Source organism: Halomonas sp. A3H3 (genome assembly GCF_000982975.1).
Classification (GTDB): Bacteria; Pseudomonadota; Gammaproteobacteria; order Pseudomonadales; family Halomonadaceae; genus Vreelandella; species Vreelandella titanicae.
The window spans coordinates 1,724,720-1,744,807 of sequence record NZ_HG423343.1; the positions used below are offsets into that span (position 1 = coordinate 1,724,720).

Annotated in this window: 15 protein-coding genes; 8 read left to right on the plus strand and 7 right to left on the minus strand. The window is 55.2% G+C overall.

What is annotated here, in order from left to right; translation table 11 throughout:
• Nucleotides 1–309 precede the first annotated feature (309 nt).
• Nucleotides 310–1,461 carry an FMN-dependent L-lactate dehydrogenase LldD gene (lldD, locus tag HALA3H3_RS07580; protein ID WP_022520967.1) on the minus strand — a complete coding sequence of 384 codons (1,152 nt, stop codon included), beginning with the start codon at nucleotides 1,459–1,461 and terminating at the stop codon, nucleotides 310–312.
• A 274-nt stretch (nucleotides 1,462–1,735) separates the two neighbouring features.
• Between lldD and HALA3H3_RS07585 the strand changes: the two genes are divergently transcribed.
• The 3 genes from HALA3H3_RS07585 to HALA3H3_RS07595 are packed head-to-tail and all read left to right on the plus strand — an operon-like array spanning nucleotide 1,736 to nucleotide 5,800.
• The gene (locus tag HALA3H3_RS07585) at nucleotides 1,736–2,509 is read left to right on the plus strand and encodes a GntR family transcriptional regulator (RefSeq protein WP_022520968.1); all 774 of its coding nucleotides are present in this window, start codon (nucleotides 1,736–1,738) and stop codon (nucleotides 2,507–2,509) included.
• Complete coding sequence (locus HALA3H3_RS07590) at nucleotides 2,506–4,425, plus strand: sensor histidine kinase (RefSeq protein ID WP_022520969.1); 1,920 nt, start codon at nucleotides 2,506–2,508, stop codon at nucleotides 4,423–4,425. The genes HALA3H3_RS07585 and HALA3H3_RS07590 overlap by 4 nt, the downstream gene beginning before the upstream one ends.
• Nucleotides 4,418–5,800, plus strand: coding sequence for a sigma-54-dependent transcriptional regulator (locus tag HALA3H3_RS07595; protein WP_022520970.1), 1,383 nt, complete (start codon nucleotides 4,418–4,420; stop codon nucleotides 5,798–5,800). Before HALA3H3_RS07590 ends, HALA3H3_RS07595 begins: the two co-directional genes overlap by 8 nt.
• On the opposite strand, the gene HALA3H3_RS07600 is transcribed toward HALA3H3_RS07595, so the two are convergent.
• From HALA3H3_RS07600 to HALA3H3_RS07610, 3 genes are all read right to left on the minus strand, one after another.
• Nucleotides 5,776–6,447: a metal-dependent hydrolase gene (locus HALA3H3_RS07600; protein ID WP_022520971.1), complete on the minus strand. Its 672-nt coding sequence runs from the start codon at nucleotides 6,445–6,447 to the stop codon at nucleotides 5,776–5,778. The genes HALA3H3_RS07595 and HALA3H3_RS07600 overlap by 25 nt on opposite strands.
• Before the next feature lie 123 nt (nucleotides 6,448–6,570).
• Nucleotides 6,571–7,110 carry a gamma carbonic anhydrase family protein gene (locus HALA3H3_RS07605; RefSeq protein WP_022520972.1) on the minus strand — a complete coding sequence of 180 codons (540 nt, stop codon included), beginning with the start codon at nucleotides 7,108–7,110 and terminating at the stop codon, nucleotides 6,571–6,573.
• Between the two features lie 50 nt (nucleotides 7,111–7,160).
• Complete coding sequence (locus tag HALA3H3_RS07610; protein WP_022520973.1) at nucleotides 7,161–8,501, minus strand: sodium-dependent transporter; 1,341 nt, start codon at nucleotides 8,499–8,501, stop codon at nucleotides 7,161–7,163.
• Between the two features lie 238 nt (nucleotides 8,502–8,739).
• Between HALA3H3_RS07610 and prlC the strand changes: the two genes are divergently transcribed.
• From prlC to HALA3H3_RS07630, 4 genes are all read left to right on the plus strand, one after another.
• Entirely contained in the window at nucleotides 8,740–10,788 is a 2,049-nt protein-coding gene (gene prlC / locus HALA3H3_RS07615; protein ID WP_053857152.1) for an oligopeptidase A, read from the plus strand.
• Nucleotides 10,789–10,871: 83 nt separating this feature from the next.
• Nucleotides 10,872–11,123 (plus strand): YheV family putative zinc ribbon protein, encoded by a 252-nt coding sequence (locus HALA3H3_RS07620; RefSeq protein ID WP_022520975.1) that lies wholly within the window; start codon nucleotides 10,872–10,874, stop codon nucleotides 11,121–11,123.
• A gap of 368 nt (nucleotides 11,124–11,491) precedes the next feature.
• Nucleotides 11,492–12,484 carry a TAXI family TRAP transporter solute-binding subunit gene (locus HALA3H3_RS07625; RefSeq protein WP_022520976.1) on the plus strand — a complete coding sequence of 331 codons (993 nt, stop codon included), beginning with the start codon at nucleotides 11,492–11,494 and terminating at the stop codon, nucleotides 12,482–12,484.
• A gap of 103 nt (nucleotides 12,485–12,587) precedes the next feature.
• Complete coding sequence (locus tag HALA3H3_RS07630; RefSeq protein WP_022520977.1) at nucleotides 12,588–14,789, plus strand: TRAP transporter permease; 2,202 nt, start codon at nucleotides 12,588–12,590, stop codon at nucleotides 14,787–14,789.
• Nucleotides 14,790–14,885: 96 nt separating this feature from the next.
• On the opposite strand, the gene metF is transcribed toward HALA3H3_RS07630, so the two are convergent.
• Nucleotides 14,886–15,728, minus strand: a complete 843-nt coding sequence (gene metF, locus HALA3H3_RS07635) for a methylenetetrahydrofolate reductase [NAD(P)H] (RefSeq protein WP_022520978.1) — start codon at nucleotides 15,726–15,728, stop codon at nucleotides 14,886–14,888.
• A 142-nt stretch (nucleotides 15,729–15,870) separates the two neighbouring features.
• Here metF and HALA3H3_RS07640 point away from each other — a divergent pair, with 142 nt between their 5' ends.
• Nucleotides 15,871–16,806, plus strand: a complete 936-nt coding sequence (locus tag HALA3H3_RS07640; protein ID WP_022520979.1) for an AEC family transporter — start codon at nucleotides 15,871–15,873, stop codon at nucleotides 16,804–16,806.
• A gap of 12 nt (nucleotides 16,807–16,818) precedes the next feature.
• Here HALA3H3_RS07640 and ligB read toward each other — a convergent pair whose 3' ends face one another.
• Nucleotides 16,819–18,495 (minus strand): NAD-dependent DNA ligase LigB, encoded by a 1,677-nt coding sequence (gene ligB, locus HALA3H3_RS07645; RefSeq protein WP_022520980.1) that lies wholly within the window; start codon nucleotides 18,493–18,495, stop codon nucleotides 16,819–16,821.
• Between the two features lie 126 nt (nucleotides 18,496–18,621).
• Nucleotides 18,622–19,842, minus strand: a complete 1,221-nt coding sequence (gene metK / locus HALA3H3_RS07650) for a methionine adenosyltransferase (RefSeq protein ID WP_022520981.1) — start codon at nucleotides 19,840–19,842, stop codon at nucleotides 18,622–18,624.
• Between the last annotated feature and the right edge of the window lie 246 nt (nucleotides 19,843–20,088).

Sequence of the window (20,088 nt, forward strand, 5' to 3'; positions counted from 1 at the left end):
GGTGGCTAGCTAATAAACTAACTGGGCCACTCGGCTTGCCGTTGAACTGGCTTGCCTCAGCGAGGAAGGCGTATTCTACGCATTTCCTGGTGTTTGTCAAGGGCGTTGTTTTCGATGTAAAACCGACCACATCCAAAACCGCTGGCTTTCGTAAAAGCACTAACTACCTGACAAACCGAAGCTTTTACACTTCATTCACCGCTGGTAACGCTTGGCGTCCCCGGCAGCGGATGCGTACTTTACGGTTTCCCTGCCGGGTTGGCAAGCGGTTTTTAAGCGTGATTTTGATAGAGGCGCAAGTGGTGCTCATTAGACACCACGGATTGAGTCTGGCACCAGTGAATCCGACCCGAGGTCGGCGATGCTCCGCGCACCGGTAAGGGTCATTGCAACCCGCATCTCTTTTTCGAATAGCTCAAGCAGATGGGCCACCCCGGCCTCTCCAGCAGTGGCAAGCGCATAGATGAAAGCACGCCCAATCAATACAGTGTCAGCCCCCATGGCGATCATCCGCACCACGTCGAGCCCGCTGCGCACGCCGGAATCGGCCAAAATGGCCAAGTCACCCTTTACCGCATCGGCGATAGCAGGCAACGCACGTGCAGTAGAGGGAACACCATCGAGCTGGCGGCCACCATGGTTGGAAACAACAATACCATCCGCACCGAAGCGAACCGCATCACGAGCATCCTCGGGGTCAAGTATGCCCTTAATGATCATAGGGCCATCCCATTGTTCTCGAATCCACTCCAAGTCCTTCCAGGAGATGGACGGATCAAAGTTGTCACCCAGCCAGGCAATATAGTCCTCAAGCTCCGTTGGTTTACCGCGATAATCAGACACGTTACCCAAATCATGGGGACGACCATGGATACCCACGTCCCAAGCCCATAAAGGATGTGTTACGGCCTGAAGCATGCGCCTCACTGGCCCGCTCTTTCCGCTCATACCAGAATGAGCATCGCGATAACGTGCGCCAGGAACAGGCATATCAACGGTAAAAATCAGCGTCTTGACACCAGCAGCCTTGGCCTTCTCCAGCACATGCTTCATAAAACCCCGGTCTTTCAGCACATAGAGCTGAAACCAGAGGGGCCGATCAATTGCCGAAGCCACCTCATCAATAGGGCATACCGATACCGTCGACAGCGTAAACGGTATACCTTTATTAGCCGCTGCCCGCGCCGCCTGCACTTCTCCGCGCCTAGCGTACATACCCGCCAGCCCCACCGGCGCCAGGGCGATCGGCATGGCAAGCTTTTCACCAAACAGCTCGGTTTCAAGTGACAGCGACGACATATCCTTCAGCACACGTTGGCGCAATGCGATGCTGGCAAGATCCTGAACATTATGGCGCAGCGTATGCTCCGCGTAGGATCCACCGTCGGCATAATGAAAAAGAAAGGGAGGTATACGACGCTTGGCGGCTTGGCGGTAATCCGTAGATGCTGAAATGATCATGAGGAGCCCTATGCGATGGATGCGCTAAACACTGACGCTCCAAAGTAAAAAATTGGTTTTACCAATTTACAAAAAATTAACACTAACAGTAGTGAGCCACCCTAAGCGTGTCAAACAGTGATAACGATTAAAAGCGCTATACTTTAGTTTAAATGCACTGCCAGCAAACATTATAAACGCCAAAGCACATCCTTCAGACGCTTGAGATCGACTTCCAAAGCTTTTAATATTGGTCTTACCAATTGCGGACGCTAATCGACATGAGCTATTAAATATGAGCTATCCACCGCTCCGCCAACAGCGCTTGGCCGATGTTATTACCGAGCGCTTAGAAGCCATGATGCTGGAAGGCAGCCTAAAGCCAGGCCAGCGCTTACCCCCCGAACGTGAGTTAGCCGAGCGCTTTGGCGTCTCGCGCCCCTCTTTACGGGAAGCTATTCAAAAATTGGCCGCTCGCGGCTTACTTACTAGCCGCCAAGGCGGCGGCACCTTTGTTAACGACGATCTTAGCAATGGCTATACCGACCCGCTGCTGGAAATGCTTTCTCGTCACGACGAGTTTAACTTAGATTTACTTGAATTCCGTGATGCTATGGAAGGAATATCCGCCTATTACGCCGCTCTTCGCTCCACACCCGCCGACAAAGCCATACTGATTCAGCGCTTTGAGGAGCTCGATGGCGGCTTTGCAGGCGCGGATCCTATTCAAGAAGCTAAACTAGATGCGGCGTTTCACCTAGCGATTGCCGAGGCCGCCCACAATGTTTTGCTGCTGCATACCATGCGCGGCATTTTTCATCTGCTAGAGAAGAGTATTGTGAATAACTTGGCCCATTTATTTGCCAAGGAAGGTTCGCGCAGCCAGTTAATGCAGCAGCATCGCGCCCTGCTCAATGCCATTTTGGAGGGGCGAGCTGAAGATGCCCGTGCCCGCGCCCATGAACACTTGGTATTTGTTGAAGAAGGTCTACTTGAGATGGCACGTGCAGAGACACGCGCTCAGCGCGCCCTTCGCCGCGCTCAAGGCAGTAGTAAGACGACGGCATGAACAGCACTGGCGTGAATAACCAATCACCCACCCCTCTGCCACTGCGATGGCGACGCCTATGGCTACTGGTCATTTCGCTTGGCTTGCTATTTTGTATGTGGCAGGCCGCCCAACTGGCGCGGGAGCAAGCGCTTTCTAACTTACAGGACGATGCCGAAAACGAGCTGCGGCTGTCTGCCGCCAACTTAAACGGCTATTTACTGCGCTACGACTACCTGCCGCAAATGCTTGCCACTCGGGAAGGTGTGCAGCGCTTCTTGGCCTCTCCCGATAGCCAAGACCCGATGCCGCTCAATATGCTACTGGATCGTTTCCGCTTTACAGCGGGAGTTTCAGACGTCTATTTACTCAATCGCGATGGCGACACAATCGCCGCCAGTAATTGGCACCGCCCTAACACCTTTATCGGCCAAAACTATGCTTTTCGCTCTTACTACACCGATGCTATTGCCGGGGGTCAGGGGCGCTTTTTTGGTTTAGGCATCAAGTCTCTTGAGCGGGGTTACTACTTTTCATCGCCCGTGTGGCTAGACGATACCTCGCCCGATGCGCAGCCGGACGGCGTGCTAGTGGTTAAAGTGCTGTTAGATGACGTTGAAGAAAGCTGGGCAGAGCAGGATGCCGAGCTGTTTGTCACTGATAGTGACGACATTATCTTCATGGCCAGCCACCCCGAGCTGCGCATGAATGCGCTCTACCCGCTCACCGATGAGCAACGCCAAAGCCTGCGGGCAACGCGCCGCTATGCCATGGAGCCGTTGACGCCTTCGGGTATTGAAGTCAATGCACCTTACCGCCAGGGTAGTCAGTTGGTAAGTTTCTCCCAAGGCCCGCTGAGCAGCAGCGACTATCTTAGCTTGACTCGGCATATCCCCGAGTTTGGCTGGCAAATGCATATTTTAAAGCCGCTAACACCGGTGATTAGCGCGCAGTGGATTGCCGCTCTCATGGCAGGCGGCCTCTACGGCGTGGTCACTCTCGGCGCAGGCATTGGCTGGCAACGCCTGAGGTTGCGCCGTGAGCGTGAAGCGTTTGCCGAGCGGGAGCGCAACACCTTGGCACGCGTTCGTGACGAACTAGAAGTTAGCGTGGAACGCCGCACCCGTGACCTAGTGGCCAGTAATCAGCGCCTTTCGGATGAAATTGAAGAGCGCCGCCGCGCTGAAGCCAACTTAAGACAAACCCAAGACGAGCTGATTCAAGCCGCCAAACTCGCTGTATTGGGGCAGCTCGCCGCGGGCATCAACCATGAGCTTAATCAACCGCTGGCGGCTATTCGCGCTTACGCGGAAAATGCCCGCCGCTTTATGGCATTAGCCCGCCACGAAAAAGCGGATGCTAATCTAGAACAAATTGTTGAGCTGACCGAACGTATGGCGGATATCAGCGCGCAGCTGCGCCAGTTTTCGCGTAAGAGCAGCGAGCGCCAGGAGGCGATTTCGGTACAAGCCTGTATCGACTACGCTCTACGCCTGTTTCAAAGCCGCCTACGCGAAGGCAATATCAGCATTATTCAGGATTGGCCCAATGAAACGCTATGGGTGCAAGGCGACTTGGTACGTCTGGAACAAGTGTTGGTAAATTTAATCGGCAATGCGCTGCAGGCAATGAAAGGCGTACCGGTGCCACAACTGACCTTGGGCGCCCATACCCAACATCAACAGGTTATTATTAGCGTTACCGACAATGGCCCCGGCATCCCCGAGGAGCACTTAGGGCATATTTTTGACCCCTTTTTTACCACCAAAGCACCAGGGAGTGGCTTAGGGCTGGGGCTCTCGATCTCATCACGTATCATGGACGATCTAGGCGGCAAGCTGCAGGCGACTAATCAGCCCGAAGGCGGCGCTCGCTTCACCATTACCCTGCCCCATTCACCGATAACCCACACCCAGGAGAATTCCTCTTATGCATGAGCCGTCGACGCTGCCGGTCATGGTGATCGACGACGAACCGCATCTGCGGATCACCGCCAGCCAAACCCTCGAACTTGCGGGCTATACGCCCTACTGCTTTGAATCAGCAGAACAAGCCCTGGCGGCATTAACGCCAAACTTTCCGGGTGTCATTGTCAGTGATATCCGCATGCCAGGGATGGATGGCATGGCGTTACTCCATGAGCTACATAGCCGCGACGCTACTCTGCCCATCATTTTAATTACTGGGCACGGCGATATTTCCACGGCCGTGGAAGCCATGCGCGCTGGGGCCTGGGATTTTCTCGAGAAACCCTTTGCCGGTGATCAACTGCTAGATGTGGTGCGCCGAGGCATAGAAAAGCGCCAGCTCAGTTTGGAAAACCACCGTCTTAAAGCCGAACTTGAAGTGCAACAAGCCGCGTTGGGGCCGCGACTCGTTGGGCGCACAGCGATTATTTCGCGGCTGGCCGCAATGATTCAGCGTATCAGCCAGGTAGAGGCCGATGTACTGCTATTTGGTGAGACCGGCACCGGTAAAGACTTAGTGGCCCGTGCGATTCACGAACGCAGCGGACGGCGTAATAGCCCCTTTATGGCGATCAACTGTGGCGCTGTGCCCGAAAACACCATTGAGTCCGAGCTGTTTGGTCACGAAAAAGGCGCCTTCACCGGCGCTGTAGAGCGGCGCATCGGCAAGTTTGAACACGCCAATGGCGGCACGGTGTTTCTGGATGAGATTGAATCGATGCCCATGGCGCTGCAAGTCAAACTGCTGCGGGTACTGCAAGAGCGCAGCGTAGAAAGGCTAGGCGCCAATGAAACAGTCCCGCTCGATATTCGGGTGATTGCGGCCACCAAGGTGGATCTCAAAGCCGCCTCCGAAGAGGGGCACTTTCGCGAAGATCTTTACTACCGGCTAAACGTGGTCACCCTGCCGTTGCCTGCTCTGCGCGAGCGGCGTGAGGATATTCCCTTGCTGTTTCAGCACTTTGCCGTGGTCGCTGCCAACCGCAGTGGGCTGGAAGCACCGACCCTCGACAGCCCCGCCATTGCCGCTCTACTGGCCCATGACTGGCCCGGCAACGTGCGCGAGCTGCGTAACCTTGCCGAGCGCTACGTGCTGCTGGGCGCCGCCTTTGACTATCGCCTGGATGCGCTGTTGGAAGGGGTTAATGCCGACACCGAGGAGCCTACCCTGCCACGCCAAGTAGAGCTGTTTGAAAAGAGCCTCATCAGCCAATCGCTAGCGCGCTACCATGGCCGGGTAACCGATGTGTGTCGCCACTTAGGCATTCCGCGCAAAACCTTTTACGACAAGCTTAAAAAGCATGGCCTCAATGCCGACGACTATCGCCACAGCAGCGAACCTTGATGCAGCAACTCACCTAATACCGACCAGGGCGGCACCCAAGGTATTAGCGTTAACGTGGCAATCAGCATTAGCAGGTTGGATATTGGCCGCCGGCTATCGCCTAGCTTAAGCGCCGTACCAAAGGAGCGCTTTAACCGCGCGCCTTCAAGGTCAACGCTGTATATCTCATCCAAACTCAAGTGGATCAAAAACCCTACCAAGGTGGCAGCACCGTGAGACCAAGCCAGCCACGCTGGCTGGTTGAGTAAATTAAAGCTTAACGCGGTGGTGAGCAGGCTACATAGCCCGCCCGCTAGCAAGGAATGCCAAATACCACGGTGCACTGTAAAACGCGAGAACAGCACCCCCGCCAAATAGCGCACACAGAAGTAGATCCCACCGCAGGCAATCAACAACGCACCCGGCGTCAGCCATGGCTGTAACAACAGCGCGCCCAATACCAGGGCGGGCACCGAAAGCAGGTTGAATATCAGACGGATAGAGTGGGATCGGTCAGCATCAATGTCGGGCAAAATGCCCCCAAAAGTGACCAGCGCAATCATCACTACCGCTTGTGAAGGCGGCCACCATTGGCCTTTCCAGCCTGCGTAAGCTATCAGCATGCCGCCCGCCGCTGCTACCGTAATATGCGTGCGAAAATTAGCCATGAAGCGGCATCCCAGAACCTGCAAACAGAGAACTGTATAAATTAACAGATTTCTGACGCCCGCAACATGGCTTAAGAAGAAAAAAGGTTGGCTGAGCAACTGCTTAGAGAAACAACGTTAAAGTTAAGTTTCTGCCAAAAAGCGGTCTTTCAATTTAACGTAGTTACCTGCGGTATAAGGGAAGAACGCACGCTCTTTCTCTTTCAGCGGCCGAAGCGCCTTAGCCGGATTACCGGCATACACATAGCCACTTTCCAAATGCTTACCCGGCGTTACCACGGCGCCGGCGGCGATTATGACCTCATCCTCAACGACCGCGCCATCCATCACAATCGCGCCCATGCCCACAAGTATCCGGCTTCCCAAGGTACAGCCATGCAAGATCGCTTTATGGCCGATGGTCACATCATCGCCAATGGTGAGCGGAAACCCTTCGGGGCTGAAGTCACTGGCGTGGGTAATATGCAGCACGCTGCCATCCTGCACGCTGGTACGCGCGCCGATACGAATACGGTGCATATCGCCACGGATAACCGTCATCGGCCAGACGGAGCAGTCGTCGCCCATCACCACATCACCAATGACCACACTGGCCGGATCAATATAAACGCGCTCGCCCAGCTGGGGCTCCATACCTTGATAGCGCCTTAACGCACTGCTCATAACTCGCTCCTAGGGTTCTGATGGACAGCTTAGAGAGTTTAATTACCTCACTATAGCAACCCGGCCAGTAGAACAATAAAGGTTAGCGGAATCGACACCCAGCGAATGATATTGCGCCACACCCGATAGCCACTTTCACCAACGCCTAACGCGCTCACTACCCTCTCGCGGGGCATTACCCAAGCGGCAAAAACCGCTATCAATAGGCCTCCCAAGGGCAGGAAAACATCCGGCGGTATACTGCTGACAAGCTCGAATACATTGCGCCCAAACAGCGGCCGAAACTCCGAAAGCGTTGAAAAAGAGAACGCTGATAAAAGTCCGATCAGCCAGACGCTGAGCGCCACAATCGCTGTCGAGATGCTGCGGCGCAGCCCCAAGCCCTGCAGCGTGGCGACCATTGGCTCCGCAAGGTTAATGGCAGATGTCCAAGTCGCCAGCAGCAGCAGTAAAAAGAATACGCTTAACCACACGGAGCCCCAGGGCAGCTCAGAGAACGCAATGGGAAGGGTGACAAACATTAACCCTGGGCCGTCAGTAGGATCCATGCCTTGGGCAAACACCACCGAGAAAATAGCGATCCCCGCCAGTAACGCCACGCTAATATCGAGTACCGCGACCGCAACGGCTGCCTTGGGCAGACTTTGCTCTTCAGGCATATAAGCGCCATACGCCATCAAGGCACAGGCCCCTACCGCCAAGGTAAAGAACGCATGCCCCATGGCATGCACCACCACTGAGGGGGTCAGCGCCTCGAAAGAGGGCAGGAATAACCACGCTAACGCTGGCGCAAAACCATCGGTGGTCGCAGCATAGCCCGCTAATAGCAGCAATAGCAGGTATAACAGCGGCATCAGCAGGTTATTGAGCCGCTCTAGCCCCTTGGCAACGCCCGCCGCTACAACCGTCATGGTCATAAACAGAAACAGTGAGTGATTGAAGATCAACAGCCCCGGGTTGGCCAAGAAGGCTTCAAAACCAGCGCCAATCTCAGCGGCACTCGCGCCATTGAAATTGCCATTAACAGAGGCCACCAAAAACTCAATCGACCAGCCGGACACCACCGAGTAGAACGACAAGATGCAGAATACGGTGAACGCCCCGAATAGCCCCAGCCAACGCCAGTGGGGCGATGCGCCAGCCTCGGCCGCCAGGGCACTCAAGGCTTGCATCGGCCCCCGCCGCCCGGCACGACCAATCAGAATCTCCGCCATCATCACTGGAATACCCAGCAGCAGCACAAACGCCACGTAAATCAGTAAAAACGCCGCACCGCCGTTCTCTCCGGCCACGTAAGGGAAGCGCCAGATGTTGCCTAACCCCACCGCAGCACCTGTTACCGCCAAGATAAAGGCCCGCTTCGACCCCCAGCGCTCCAGCGTTTCGCTCATCACATGCTCCTGCCATTGGTGGCATTAAAAGGCGGCAAGACTAGCAGGCACTTGCGTGCAGGCCAAACCCTGTTATTGAACCTAGCATTGAAACACGGCTCAACCGCCCGCACTGTGTCATTATTATTGCGCTCTTTTTACGCGTTCCTGACGTTTTAATACTTATGTTTTTAGAACTAGGTTTTTAGAATCAGGTTTTAAAAGCATGCCACCCGAGGTGTCTATGTCCTCCAACTCTGTGTCCACCAATCCGCTACTTGAAACCCACGAGCTACCTCCCTTTGGCGAGATTCGCGCCGAGCACGTGGAACCTGCCGTGGACACGCTGCTAAGCGAAAGCCGTGAGGCCATTGATCGCCTGGCTGAACAGGCAGCCGCCACCCCACCCACATGGGACAATTTTGCAGCGCCACTTGAAGCGGTTAATGACCGCCTCACCAAGGCGTGGTCACCGGTATCGCACCTCAACGGCACCATGAACTCCCCAGAAATGCGCGAAGCGTACCAAGCATGCCTCGAAAAGCTCTCTGACTTCGGCACCTGGGTAGGCCAACACGAAGGGTTGTTTCATGGCTGGCAAGCGTTAAAAGATGGCCCGGCCTGGGAATACTTGGATGCCGCCCAACGGCGTACCGTGGAGAACGCTCTGCGCGATTTCCGCCTAGCCGGTGTTGACCTTCCCGTTGACCAGAAAGCTCGCTACGGTGAGATTCAGTCGCGGCTCTCACTGCTGTCAAACCAGTTCTCTAATAACGTGCTGGATGCCACCCAGGCATGGCACAAAGACATTGATAGCCAAGAAGCTTTAGCAGGGGTGCCGGAAAGTGCCCTCGACACCTTAAAAGCCACCGCCGAGGCGAAATGCGTTGCGGGCTACCGTATTACTCTGGATTTCCCCAGCTTCTTCCCGGTGGTTAGCTACGCCGATAACCGCGAGCTGCGCCGCGAAGTGTATACCGCCTTCGTTACCCGAGCTTCTGATGAAGGCCCGGATGCGGGTAAATTCGATAACGCGGCAATCATGGAAGAGATTCTGGCGCTACGCAGTGAAATGGCCCAGCTGCTCGGTTTTGCCACCTACGCCGATTACTCCCTCACCACCAAAATGGCGGAATCTCCCGAGCAGGTACTCGACTTTCTTAACGATTTAGCCCGTCGCGCGGTGCCACAGGCGAAGGAGGAGTTTGCTGAACTTAGCGATTATGCCCGTGATGAACTAGACCTGGAGACGCTGGAGCCGTGGGATGTTGCCTATGCCAGTGAAAAACTACGCGAAGCGCGTCACTCTATCTCCCAGGAGCAGTTACGCCCCTATTTTCCGGCGCCCCAGGTAGTCGATGGTTTGTTTCAGGTGGTTGAACGCCTTTACGGCGTGTGCTTTGAGGAAGATACCCAGGCGTCCCGCTATCATGATGACGTGCGCTATTTCCGCATCACCGAAAACGGGCAACCGATTGCTGGCTTTTATCTCGACCTCTACGCCAGAGAAGGTAAGCGTGGCGGCGCGTGGATGGCCGACTGCCGAGTACGGCGCCAAACGGAGCAGGGCCTGCAACTACCGGTCGCCTTTCTTACCTGCAACTTCACTGCCCCGGTAAGTGGCCGCCCTGCCTTGCTTACCCACGACGAAGTCACCACGCTGTTCCATGAGTTTGGCCACGGCCTTCACCATATGCTGACACAGCAGCAGATTGCCGATATTTCTGGCATTAATGGCGTCGCCTGGGATGCCGTCGAGCTGCCTAGCCAATTTATGGAAAACTACTGCTGGGAGCGTGAAGGCTTAGACTTACTCGCCAAGCACGTGGATAGCGGCGAACCGCTACCTGCAGAGCTACTTGAGCGACTGCAGGCGGCCAAGAATTTCCAGTCGGCCATGGGTATGATGCGCCAAATCGAGTTTTCGCTATTCGATCTGCGTCTACATCATGAAGTAAGTGCTCCCAGCGCCAGCGATGTGCAAGCTTTGTTAGATGAGGTGCGTGAAGCAGTATCGGTGCTGCCTAAAGTGTCGTTCAACCGCTTCCAAAATAGCTTTGGTCACGTATTTGCGGGTGGCTACGCTGCCGGTTACTACAGCTACAAGTGGGCGGAAGTTCTCTCGGCGGATGCCTGGAGTGCCTTTGAAGAGGCCGGTATCTTTGATCCTGAAACAGGACAGCGCTTTCGTCGCGAAATTCTTGAGCAGGGCGGTGCCCGCGATGCCGCTGACCTGTTTGTCGCCTTTCGGGGCCGAGAGCCGAGCGTTGAGCCGCTGCTGCGCCATAGCGGCATTCGCGCCGCTTAGCACTTTTCTCAAACCAGTTACTAGCCTTCTCAAACCACTTTCCCATACGCGGTGCCTTAGGCACCGCTTGTTTGGAGAACCCAATGTCGACTATTAAACGTTTTATCGCCGGTGTTACTTGCCCGCGCTGTGCGGCGATGGATCGTATCCGCGCCTGGGAGCAAAATGGCATTCGCTACCGGGAGTGCGTCAGCTGCGATTTCTTCGAGCAACTACCCATTGAGGAAGACGCACTTACCGAAATGACCACCCGGGTTAATCAGGTACGCGATGATCAGAAGCAGCAGGATGTACAGCCCGTGCGCATTCTAGATCCAGGTAAACCCTCGCGTTAACACCTCATTTCTATCCCCTCACCCTTATCTCCTCGCCACCACGGCTGGCCTATTCAACCTTCACCAGCCAGGTAGCCCTACCTTTACGACCCGACTTAAAGCCGTTAGCGTACGGACAACTCAATTTGTGTGCGGTTATCCGCACACAAAAAAGCCGTCATCGTGCGAACACTCGGACACTTCAGCTGTTAGCACTTGCCACCAAAGTTGAATAAAAAATTTATAAACAACTGATTTTAAAAGAACAAACTTTAAATGGCACAACTATCGCTGTTATATAAAGGCATACCTGCTTAAAGCAGTATCGACTGGCGGTATTGATCGACGCCGGCAGTATATAACCCCAATAACAGCTAGGAATTTTCGCCATGCGCAAACATATGCCTAAAACGTTTACTCTTCTCGCCAGCAGTGCTCTGCTTGTAGCGGCCGCCAGCAGTGCTCAAGCGCAAGCAGACCGCTCCGATTGGCCCGATAACTTTACCGTAGGTACCGCTAGCCAAGGCGGCACTTACTTTGTTTACGGTTCAGGCTGGGCAAACTTTATCGCTGATGAGTTAGGCGTATCTGGCGGCGGTGAAGTCACCGGCGGTCCTACTCAAAACCTGGCGCTCGTGCACACAGGCGATATGGCATTTGGCTTAACCACCATGGGCCCTGCTTCTGACGCCGTTAAGGGTGAAAGCCCGCTGGCACCTGGCATGCAGATGGATAATGTATGCGCCATGTTCCCCATGTACGAAACGCCGTTCTCCATTACCGCGCTTGCCGACAGCGGCATCGAGTCAATTTCCGATATTCCTGATGGCGCACGCATCGGTTTTGGCCCGGCTGCCTCAACCTCGGATACTTACTTCCCGGCCATTTTAGAAACCCTGGGCGTTAACTTCGATCGCCGTAATGGCGGCTGGTCAGACTTAGGCGGTCAGTTGCAGGATGGCTTGCTTGACGTTGTTGCCTTTGCCGCTGGCATTCCGATCCCCGCCGTTAGCCAGTTGGAAGTGCAAACGGACGTCAACATCATCGAATTTAACGAAGAAGAGCTGGCCACGGTGCTGGAAAACTTCCCGGTTGCTGAGTTTATGATTCCGGCCAACACTTATACGACGCTGGAAGAAGACGCCCGCGCTGTCTCCATGTGGAACTTCGCCATTGCTGGCTGCGACCTGCCGGAAGATTTCGTTTACGAAGTCACCAAGGCCACCATGGAAAACAATGACCGCATGCGTTCCGTGCATCGCAGTGCTGAAACCAGCATTCCAGAAAACATTAAGCACAACACCGTGCTGCCGTTTCACCCAGGCGCTGCACGCTGGTACGAAGAGAACGGCTATGAAATTGCTGATGACATGATCAACTAAGCAACTTTTCCCGTTCTAACTGCCCCGTTACCGGCCCCGCCGGGCGGGGCAGCTTTCGCTGCTGCTACCCCTTTGTCTGCTTTTGCTGTGAGGGTGAACTCTAATGAGTCACAAAACCGACCAAGACCCCAATGACCTCAAGGATGATGCCCACGCGGCGTCTGTGATACCAGAGTCCATTGCCGATGGTGTCGATGAAGACGTTGTTGAACCCAATCGCCGCCTGTTTACTGGCTGGCAGTTCCTGCTATTTGCGGCATTAGCGATCGCTTACTCAAGTTTCCATCTGATTTCACTCAACGTGTATCCGATGGAAACCTGGTCGTTTCGTATCGTGCATATTGCCGGTGCGCTTATTCTCGGTTACGGGCTCTTTTCTGGTGCCCGTTTTGCCGACGACGATCACCAGGCGTCAGGTGCCTGGATCAAATGGCTTAGCTACGCGTTACTGATTCCTGCCGCCTATACTCTGGCGCAAGTTCTGTTGATGTATCAAACGCTCAGCGGCGGCGCCATGCGCATCGACCCGAGCATTGAAAACTGGCACTACGGCTACCCGTTAATGGCGACGACAGCGGCGGCTGTTGTGTTGTCATGGTTTTATCGTCAGGCACGTCATCGCTTCAATCCTGCAGACTTGGTACTGATGGTCTGCGCGCTGGCCAGCGCTGGTTATTTGTTAGTGGCTTATAACACCAATATCCGCATGTCGACGGGTACCTCTTTCGCACCGTCAGGCATTTCCTGGGCGGCGATTGCGGGCTCACTACTGATTCTGGAGCTCACCCGCCGGGTCGCAGGCCTGGCCCTGGTGGTTATTTCTGCGGTTTTCCTGACCTACGTTTTCGCCGGGCCCTATCTGCCAGGCTTTTTAGGCTATCCGGGGCTGTCACTACAGCGCTTCTTTAGCCAGGTGTATACCGACGCAGGCATTCTCGGCCCCACCACCGCCGTGTCGTCGACCTATATTATTCTGTTCATTATTTTTGCTGCCTTCCTACAGGCCTCTAAAGTAGGCGACTACTTCGTTAACTTTGCCTTTGCCGCAGCTGGCCGTGCCCGTGGTGGCCCTGCCAAGGTGGCCATTTTTGCCTCTGGCTTGATGGGTATGATTAACGGTACTTCGGCAGGTAACGTGGTTTCCACCGGCTCATTGACCATTCCCCTGATGAAGAAAGTCGGCTACCCATCACGTAGCGCAGGCGCGATTGAGGCAGCCGCCTCAACCGGTGGGCAAATCATGCCGCCGATTATGGGCGCGGGCGCGTTCATCATGGCCGAAGTGACCGGTATTCCCTATACCGAAATCGCCCTTGCCGCTGTTATTCCGGCGATTCTGTATTTTGCCTCTATCTATTTTATGGTCGACTTTGAAGCCGCCCGTAAAGGCATGCGTGGCATGCGCAAAGATGAGATTCCGCTGTTCTCGAAGCTGGTAAAACAGGTCTATCTGTTCGCGCCGATTATTATCCTGATTGTCGCCCTGTTTATGGGCTACTCGGTGATCCGCGCGGGCACCTTGGCCACGGCGTCAGCCGCAGTGGTTAGCTGGCTCTCACCCAATAAAATGGGCTTTCGGGCGATTCTTAAAGCGCTGCAAATAGCGGGCACTATGTCGATTCAGATTATCGCCGTGTGCGCCTGCGCGGGCTTAATCGTCGGGGTTATCTCGCTGACCGGTGTGGGCGCGCGTTTCTCGTCACTGCTACTTGGCTTAGCGGGCGTGAGCCAACTGCTGGCACTAGTGTTCGCCATGCTGATCAGTATTCTACTCGGCATGGGTATGCCGACTACCGCTGCCTATGCGGTGGCCGCTTCCGTGGTCGCTCCCGGCTTGATCAATATCGGCATTGAACCGCTAATTGCTCACTTCTTTGTGTTCTATTTTGCGGTCGTCTCCGCGATTACCCCCCCTGTTGCCTTGGCCTCCTATGCCGCGGCCGGTATCTCCGGCGACAACCCCATGGGCACCTCGGTGGCCTCGTTCAAGATTGGCTTGGCCGCGTTCATTGTGCCGTTTATGTTCTTCTACAGCCCGGCCATGCTGATGGAAGGCTCACCGATGCAGATTCTGCGCGTTGGGTTAACCGCGACGCTGGGCATTGTGCTGCTTTCTGGTATGGTTCAAGCGTGGTTCTTTGGCCCCGTTAACCTAGTGCAGCGTGTCGTCATGCTGGTGGGCGCGCTGTTTTTAATCTACGGCGGTATCTATACCGACATTGCCGGCCTTGCGATTGGTATCGTGCTATTCATGATGCAGCGTAAGATGCACGGTGGTGGTAGCAAAACGGCACAAGCTGGCTGATTGGTTTAGGCCACAAACGCTGAAGTAAAAAAACCCCGCTCAACAACGTTGAGCGGGGTTTTTAATGGGCGCAGGTGGGTAAATAATCTGGCTGAGTTAATCGGTCAGATTATCGACGATCTTCAGCACCGGCGCCGCCTGGTTAAGCGTGTAGAAGTGCAGGCCTGGCGCGCCGCCCTCCAGCAAGCGCTGGCAAAGGCGGCTCACCACATCGGTGCCAAAGGCGGCTATCGCTTCGCTGTCGTCGCCATAGGATTCCAACTGCTTGCGAATCCAGCGTGGTATCTCGGCACCGCAGGCGTCAGAAAAACGCGCCAGCTTGGTGTAGTTGGTAATTGGCATGATGCCGGGAATAATCGGCTGCTCGACGCCCAGCGCGCGGGCTTTATCGACGAAGTTGAAATAGGCGTCGGCGGTGAAGAAGTACTGGGTGATGGCCATATTGGCGCCAGCCTTCATTTTACGCGCGAAGTTTTCTACATCCTTATCAAGATTAGGTGCCTGTGGATGAGATTCAGGATAAGCAGCCACCGCAATATCGAAATGGTCGCCCGTTTCCGCGCGAATAAACTCAACCAGCTCGTTGGCATAACGTAGCTCGCCAATGCTTCCCATGCCAGAAGGCATGTCACCACGCAGTGCGACGAGGCTCTCGACCCCTTCCTCACGGTACTGCGCCAGCAGATCACGCAACTGCGCTTTTTCACTGCCGATACAGGAGAGATGCGGAGCGGTATTAATGCCACTTTCACCAACCGCACGCACCACCTCACGGGTACGCGCCTGGGTAGATCCGCCGGCACCGTAAGTCACCGAGAAAAACCGAGGGTTCCGGGCGGCCAGCTCATCGCGAACGTGGATCAGCTTGTCGCGCCCAGCATCGGTATTGGGCGGAAAGAATTCAAAGCTGATACCTAGCGGATGCTCATGGCTGCTCATGGGATTTCCTTATTAGAGATCAAAAGTAATGATATTTTGAGGTATTCTCGCTGTTCCAGCGCGCTGCGGCTAATGAAAGATTCCACGCTTGGCCTTTAATTCGGCTCATGTTAGCGAGCCACCACATACAACGGGAGGATAAATGGATCTTGCACCTGGGGCGCTCGTTGGGCCGTTACTTATGCTACTCAGCTACGTGGGACTAGGCTGGCTCGCCGCCCAACGACTCAAGCTAGATCCTCGCCCGATTGCGACGCTGCTGGTTTACCTGATAGCGCCTTTTACGATTTTTCGCGCGCTGATGAACGGCGGCCCAACACCTGACTATCTTTTACTCACATTAGCGTTGTTCATTCTGGCCAGCCTGATGGCACTGGTGGTACAGCGTATTACTCGCCACCGTTTTGGCGAGCAGGAAGCGGCCTTGCTGGCGTTCTCCTCAGGAACAGGTAATACCGGCTATTTTGGCCTACCGATTGCGCTGATTTTGCTGCCCCCTGAAGGCGTTACTCTTTACCTGTTCTGTATGTTGGGGATTAATATTTACGAATTTACCGTGGGCTTTTACCTTAGCGCACGTGGTCGTTTTTCAGTACGCGAGAGCCTGATCAAAATTTCTCGCTTACCGCTTATCTATGCATTCTTATTCGCGTTACTGCTTAGCGCCCTTGAAATCACCATACCCGCTGCGGCAATGAATTCGCTGGCAGTATTCCCTGCCACTTACACACTGCTAGGCATGATGATTATTGGCATGACGCTTAGCCAAGTGACGCTTTCCGCCTGGGATACGCGCTTTGTAGCCGCCTGTTTAGGGCTACGCTACCTGATGTGGCCATTGGTCATGCTAGTGGCCGTGTTAATACTGCAGTGGGTTACGCCACTTTCCTCAGAGTTAGCCCTAGCGCTGCTGTTGATAGGCGTGGTGCCCATGGCTGCTAATGTGGTGGTGGTGGCGATGGAGTTGGGTATTCAGCCGCAGAAAGGCGCGTTAGCGGTGCTGGTCACCACGCTGCTCGCACCGCTGCTGATTCCACTTTATCTAGGCTTGATGCTGCATCTCACCGGGCTTGGTTAGTCATTGAGTTAGTTAAAAACCAGCCACGCCCGCGTCGTTAAGGCGTCGTGCCATCTGCTGTATCTCGGGGTGGCTGAAAAACGCCACAAGTGCGTCAGCGCGAACCGGGCCAACGCCGGGAACGGCTTGCCACTGTTCGCGCTGGTAGCCCGTTAACTCATACCAATCCCCACGCACCGATTCGCTACCCGGTGGCGCCCCCAGCGCACTTAACCAGGCCGCAAACGGCTTACCCTGGGCGACTTGAAACTGCTCTATTAACGCGTCAGCGGTCGCCTCACCAATGCCGTAGGCCTGTTGCAGCTGGCGTGGTTCAACATTCAGCCAGTCCAGTAAATGAGTGACTACGCCCGCTTCGACTAACGCTTGCCAGGTACCTTCACCGACACCCTGCATGCCAAGCTGCTCTCCAAGGTAGGTGAGCCGCGCCAACAATTGATTTTCACAGCCAGCAGTTAATTCAAAACAACTTAGCAGGTGGTAGCGCTGGGGTGACGGAGGCGTCAGCGGCGAGCGCTCCTGGGTATGCCACACCACTTCAGTTAACTGGGGAATCGTTAACCCCGCTAGCGAAATCGCCACTTGGTCACCAGGACGCACATCCAGTGATTCCCAGCGTTCCAGCGAGCCTAACGAAAGGCGGCTAATGCGTCGTCCCTCCAGCTGTACCGGATTAAGCCACACCAACGGCGTCACGCGCCCGGTGCGCCCAACACGAAACTCAATGCCGCGCACTTCCGCCAGCGCCTGCTGAGCGGGGTATTTCCAGGCAATGGCCGTCTCGGGGGGCGAAGATGACCAGCGGCGCACGCCGGGGCGTTCAGCTTGCTTAATCACCACGCCGTCGGTAGCAAACGGCAACGGCCCGTTGAACCAGCGATCGCGCCAATAGGCGGCATCACGGCGGTCATCCAACGAGTGAGTGTAATCAGCGGTATCAAAGCCTAATCCGCTGAGCCCCGCTAACCGCTCGGCCATTGCGGTAGGCCCATCGGGCCAATCCCAAACAAACAGACCTATACGTTCAAGGGTGGCGGCTTCAGGAGAGGATTGCGCCATGGCGCCTGCTACGGCACCGCGTGCTCCTGTTGAGGGCGAGCGCGACTGAACGTGTTGCGAGAGCCGCCAATAAAGCTCGCCTTGAAGTACCGCAGAAAGGGGCTCGGGCAGCGTATTGGGTACGGCGGGTAGCTGAAGAGCGCGGTCTGTCCAATCCTCTCCCCGCTCACCGTCTCCCCGACTCACGGCTTCGACCAGCTCCCCGTCCTTATAGCGCAGTGTCACCGCTACGCCATCTACTTTGGGTTGTATCCATAGATCTTCACGGCGGCTGGTAAAGCGCCGCACACCGTCGTCATCAGCTTTATTGAGGCCGCGCTGCGCCGCCGGGTGATCAAGAGTGCCACTGCTTCGTGTAACGCGCGTAAGTGGTTGATGGTCGGGCGTATTACCTAAGCAACGCTGCCAGGTGGCGAGGCGCTCAACGGCTTGGTCATAAAGCGCATCGTCGATTAGCGCGACACCCTCTTGATGGTAAGCGATGTCCCAATACTCTACATGCTCAGCAAGCGCCTGGCTTTCGCGGCTTAAGCGCTCCTCCGGCCAATCAGGGCATTCGGCAGCCTGTGCGGAAAAAGTGACAAGCCAGATCAGGCCACCCAACAGCCAAGTTCGTACACTCAACAACATTCTTTACCCCCGCGGGAACACATCAGCCTTTAGGCTTAGCCTAGCGCAACGGACATAAAAAAAGCCCCTCGGCCGAAGCTAAAGGGGCGATTTAATCCATTTCTTACAAACGGCGTAGCGAATCTCTTACAAACCGGCGGCCTTACGCAGTGCCTCGGCCTTATCAATCTTTTCCCACGGGAAAGCAGTAAAGGTTTCGGTATGCGCTTGGCCTTTATCGTCACTCCAGGTGTAGCTGTGCTCGAACGGCGCCCGGCCAAAGTGGCCGTAAGCGGCGGTGAGCTGATACATAGGATGCAGCAGATCAAGCATCTTAGTGATCGCGTAGGGGCGCAGGTCAAAGTGCTCGCGAACCAGCGCCACGATCTTGGCATCGTCAATTTTACCGGTGCCGAAAGTGTCGATGGAGACCGAGGTCGGCTCGGCAACGCCAATCGCGTAGGAGACCTGAATCTCACACTTATCAGCCAGCCCCGAGGCCACTACGTTCTTAGCTACATAGCGACCCGCATAGGCGGCGCTGCGATCCACTTTAGAGGGGTCTTTGCCGGAGAACGCTCCACCACCGTGACGTGCCATGCCGCCGTAGGTGTCGACAATGATCTTACGTCCGGTCAAACCACAGTCGCCTACCGGGCCGCCAATCACAAATTTGCCGGTCGGGTTGATATGGTACTGGGTGCTGTCATCCAACCACTCGGCGGGAATGACTTGCTCAATGACCTCACGCTTGATCATTTTGCGCAGATCTTCCTGATCAATATCTGGGTCGTGTTGGGTAGAGAGAACGATGGCATCGACACCGCAGGGCTGACCTTCGGCGTTATAGCGGAAGGTTACCTGGCTCTTGGCATCCGGGCGCAGCCAAGGCAGCAGGCCATTTTTACGCAGTTCGGCCTGACGCTCAACTAAACGATGCGAGTAGTGGATCGGCGCCGGCATAAACGAATCAGTTTCGTTAGTTGCGTAGCCAAACATCAAGCCCTGGTCGCCAGCACCCTGGTCTTCTGGCTTGCTGCGGTCAACGCCCTGGGCAATATCGACACTCTGCTTGCCAATCAGGTTAACCACGCCGCAGGTCGCGCCGTCAAAGCCGACATCAGATGAGTTATAGCCAATGCTGATAATCACATCGCGCACGAGGGTTTCTAAATCGACCCAGGCGGAGGTGGTAATTTCGCCGGCAATGATCGCCACCCCGGTTTTCACCATGGTTTCACAGGCAACGCGGGCCTGTTTATCACGAGCGATAATGGCGTCTAACACCGCATCAGAAATCTGATCGGCAATCTTATCGGGATGACCTTCGGAGACGGACTCGGAGGTAAACAGGGAATATTCGCTCATCGCGCACTCTACCCTCTGTATGACGGCTGTATGTAATCCACAGCATCAGCAGGAAATCATGGCAGGTGTCCCCTGCCCGTATTAGTGAAGCGATAGCATTACTTTTCTACCGCGTCGGGAGGCAGAGTCTACACGCTGTCGGCGATGCTTCCCAGAACGTGATCCCGAGAATTTGCCGCTACATTTGCCGCAACATGGGAAGTCAGCGACAATAGCGCCTTTATAATTTCCGTTTTCAGGCGAGGA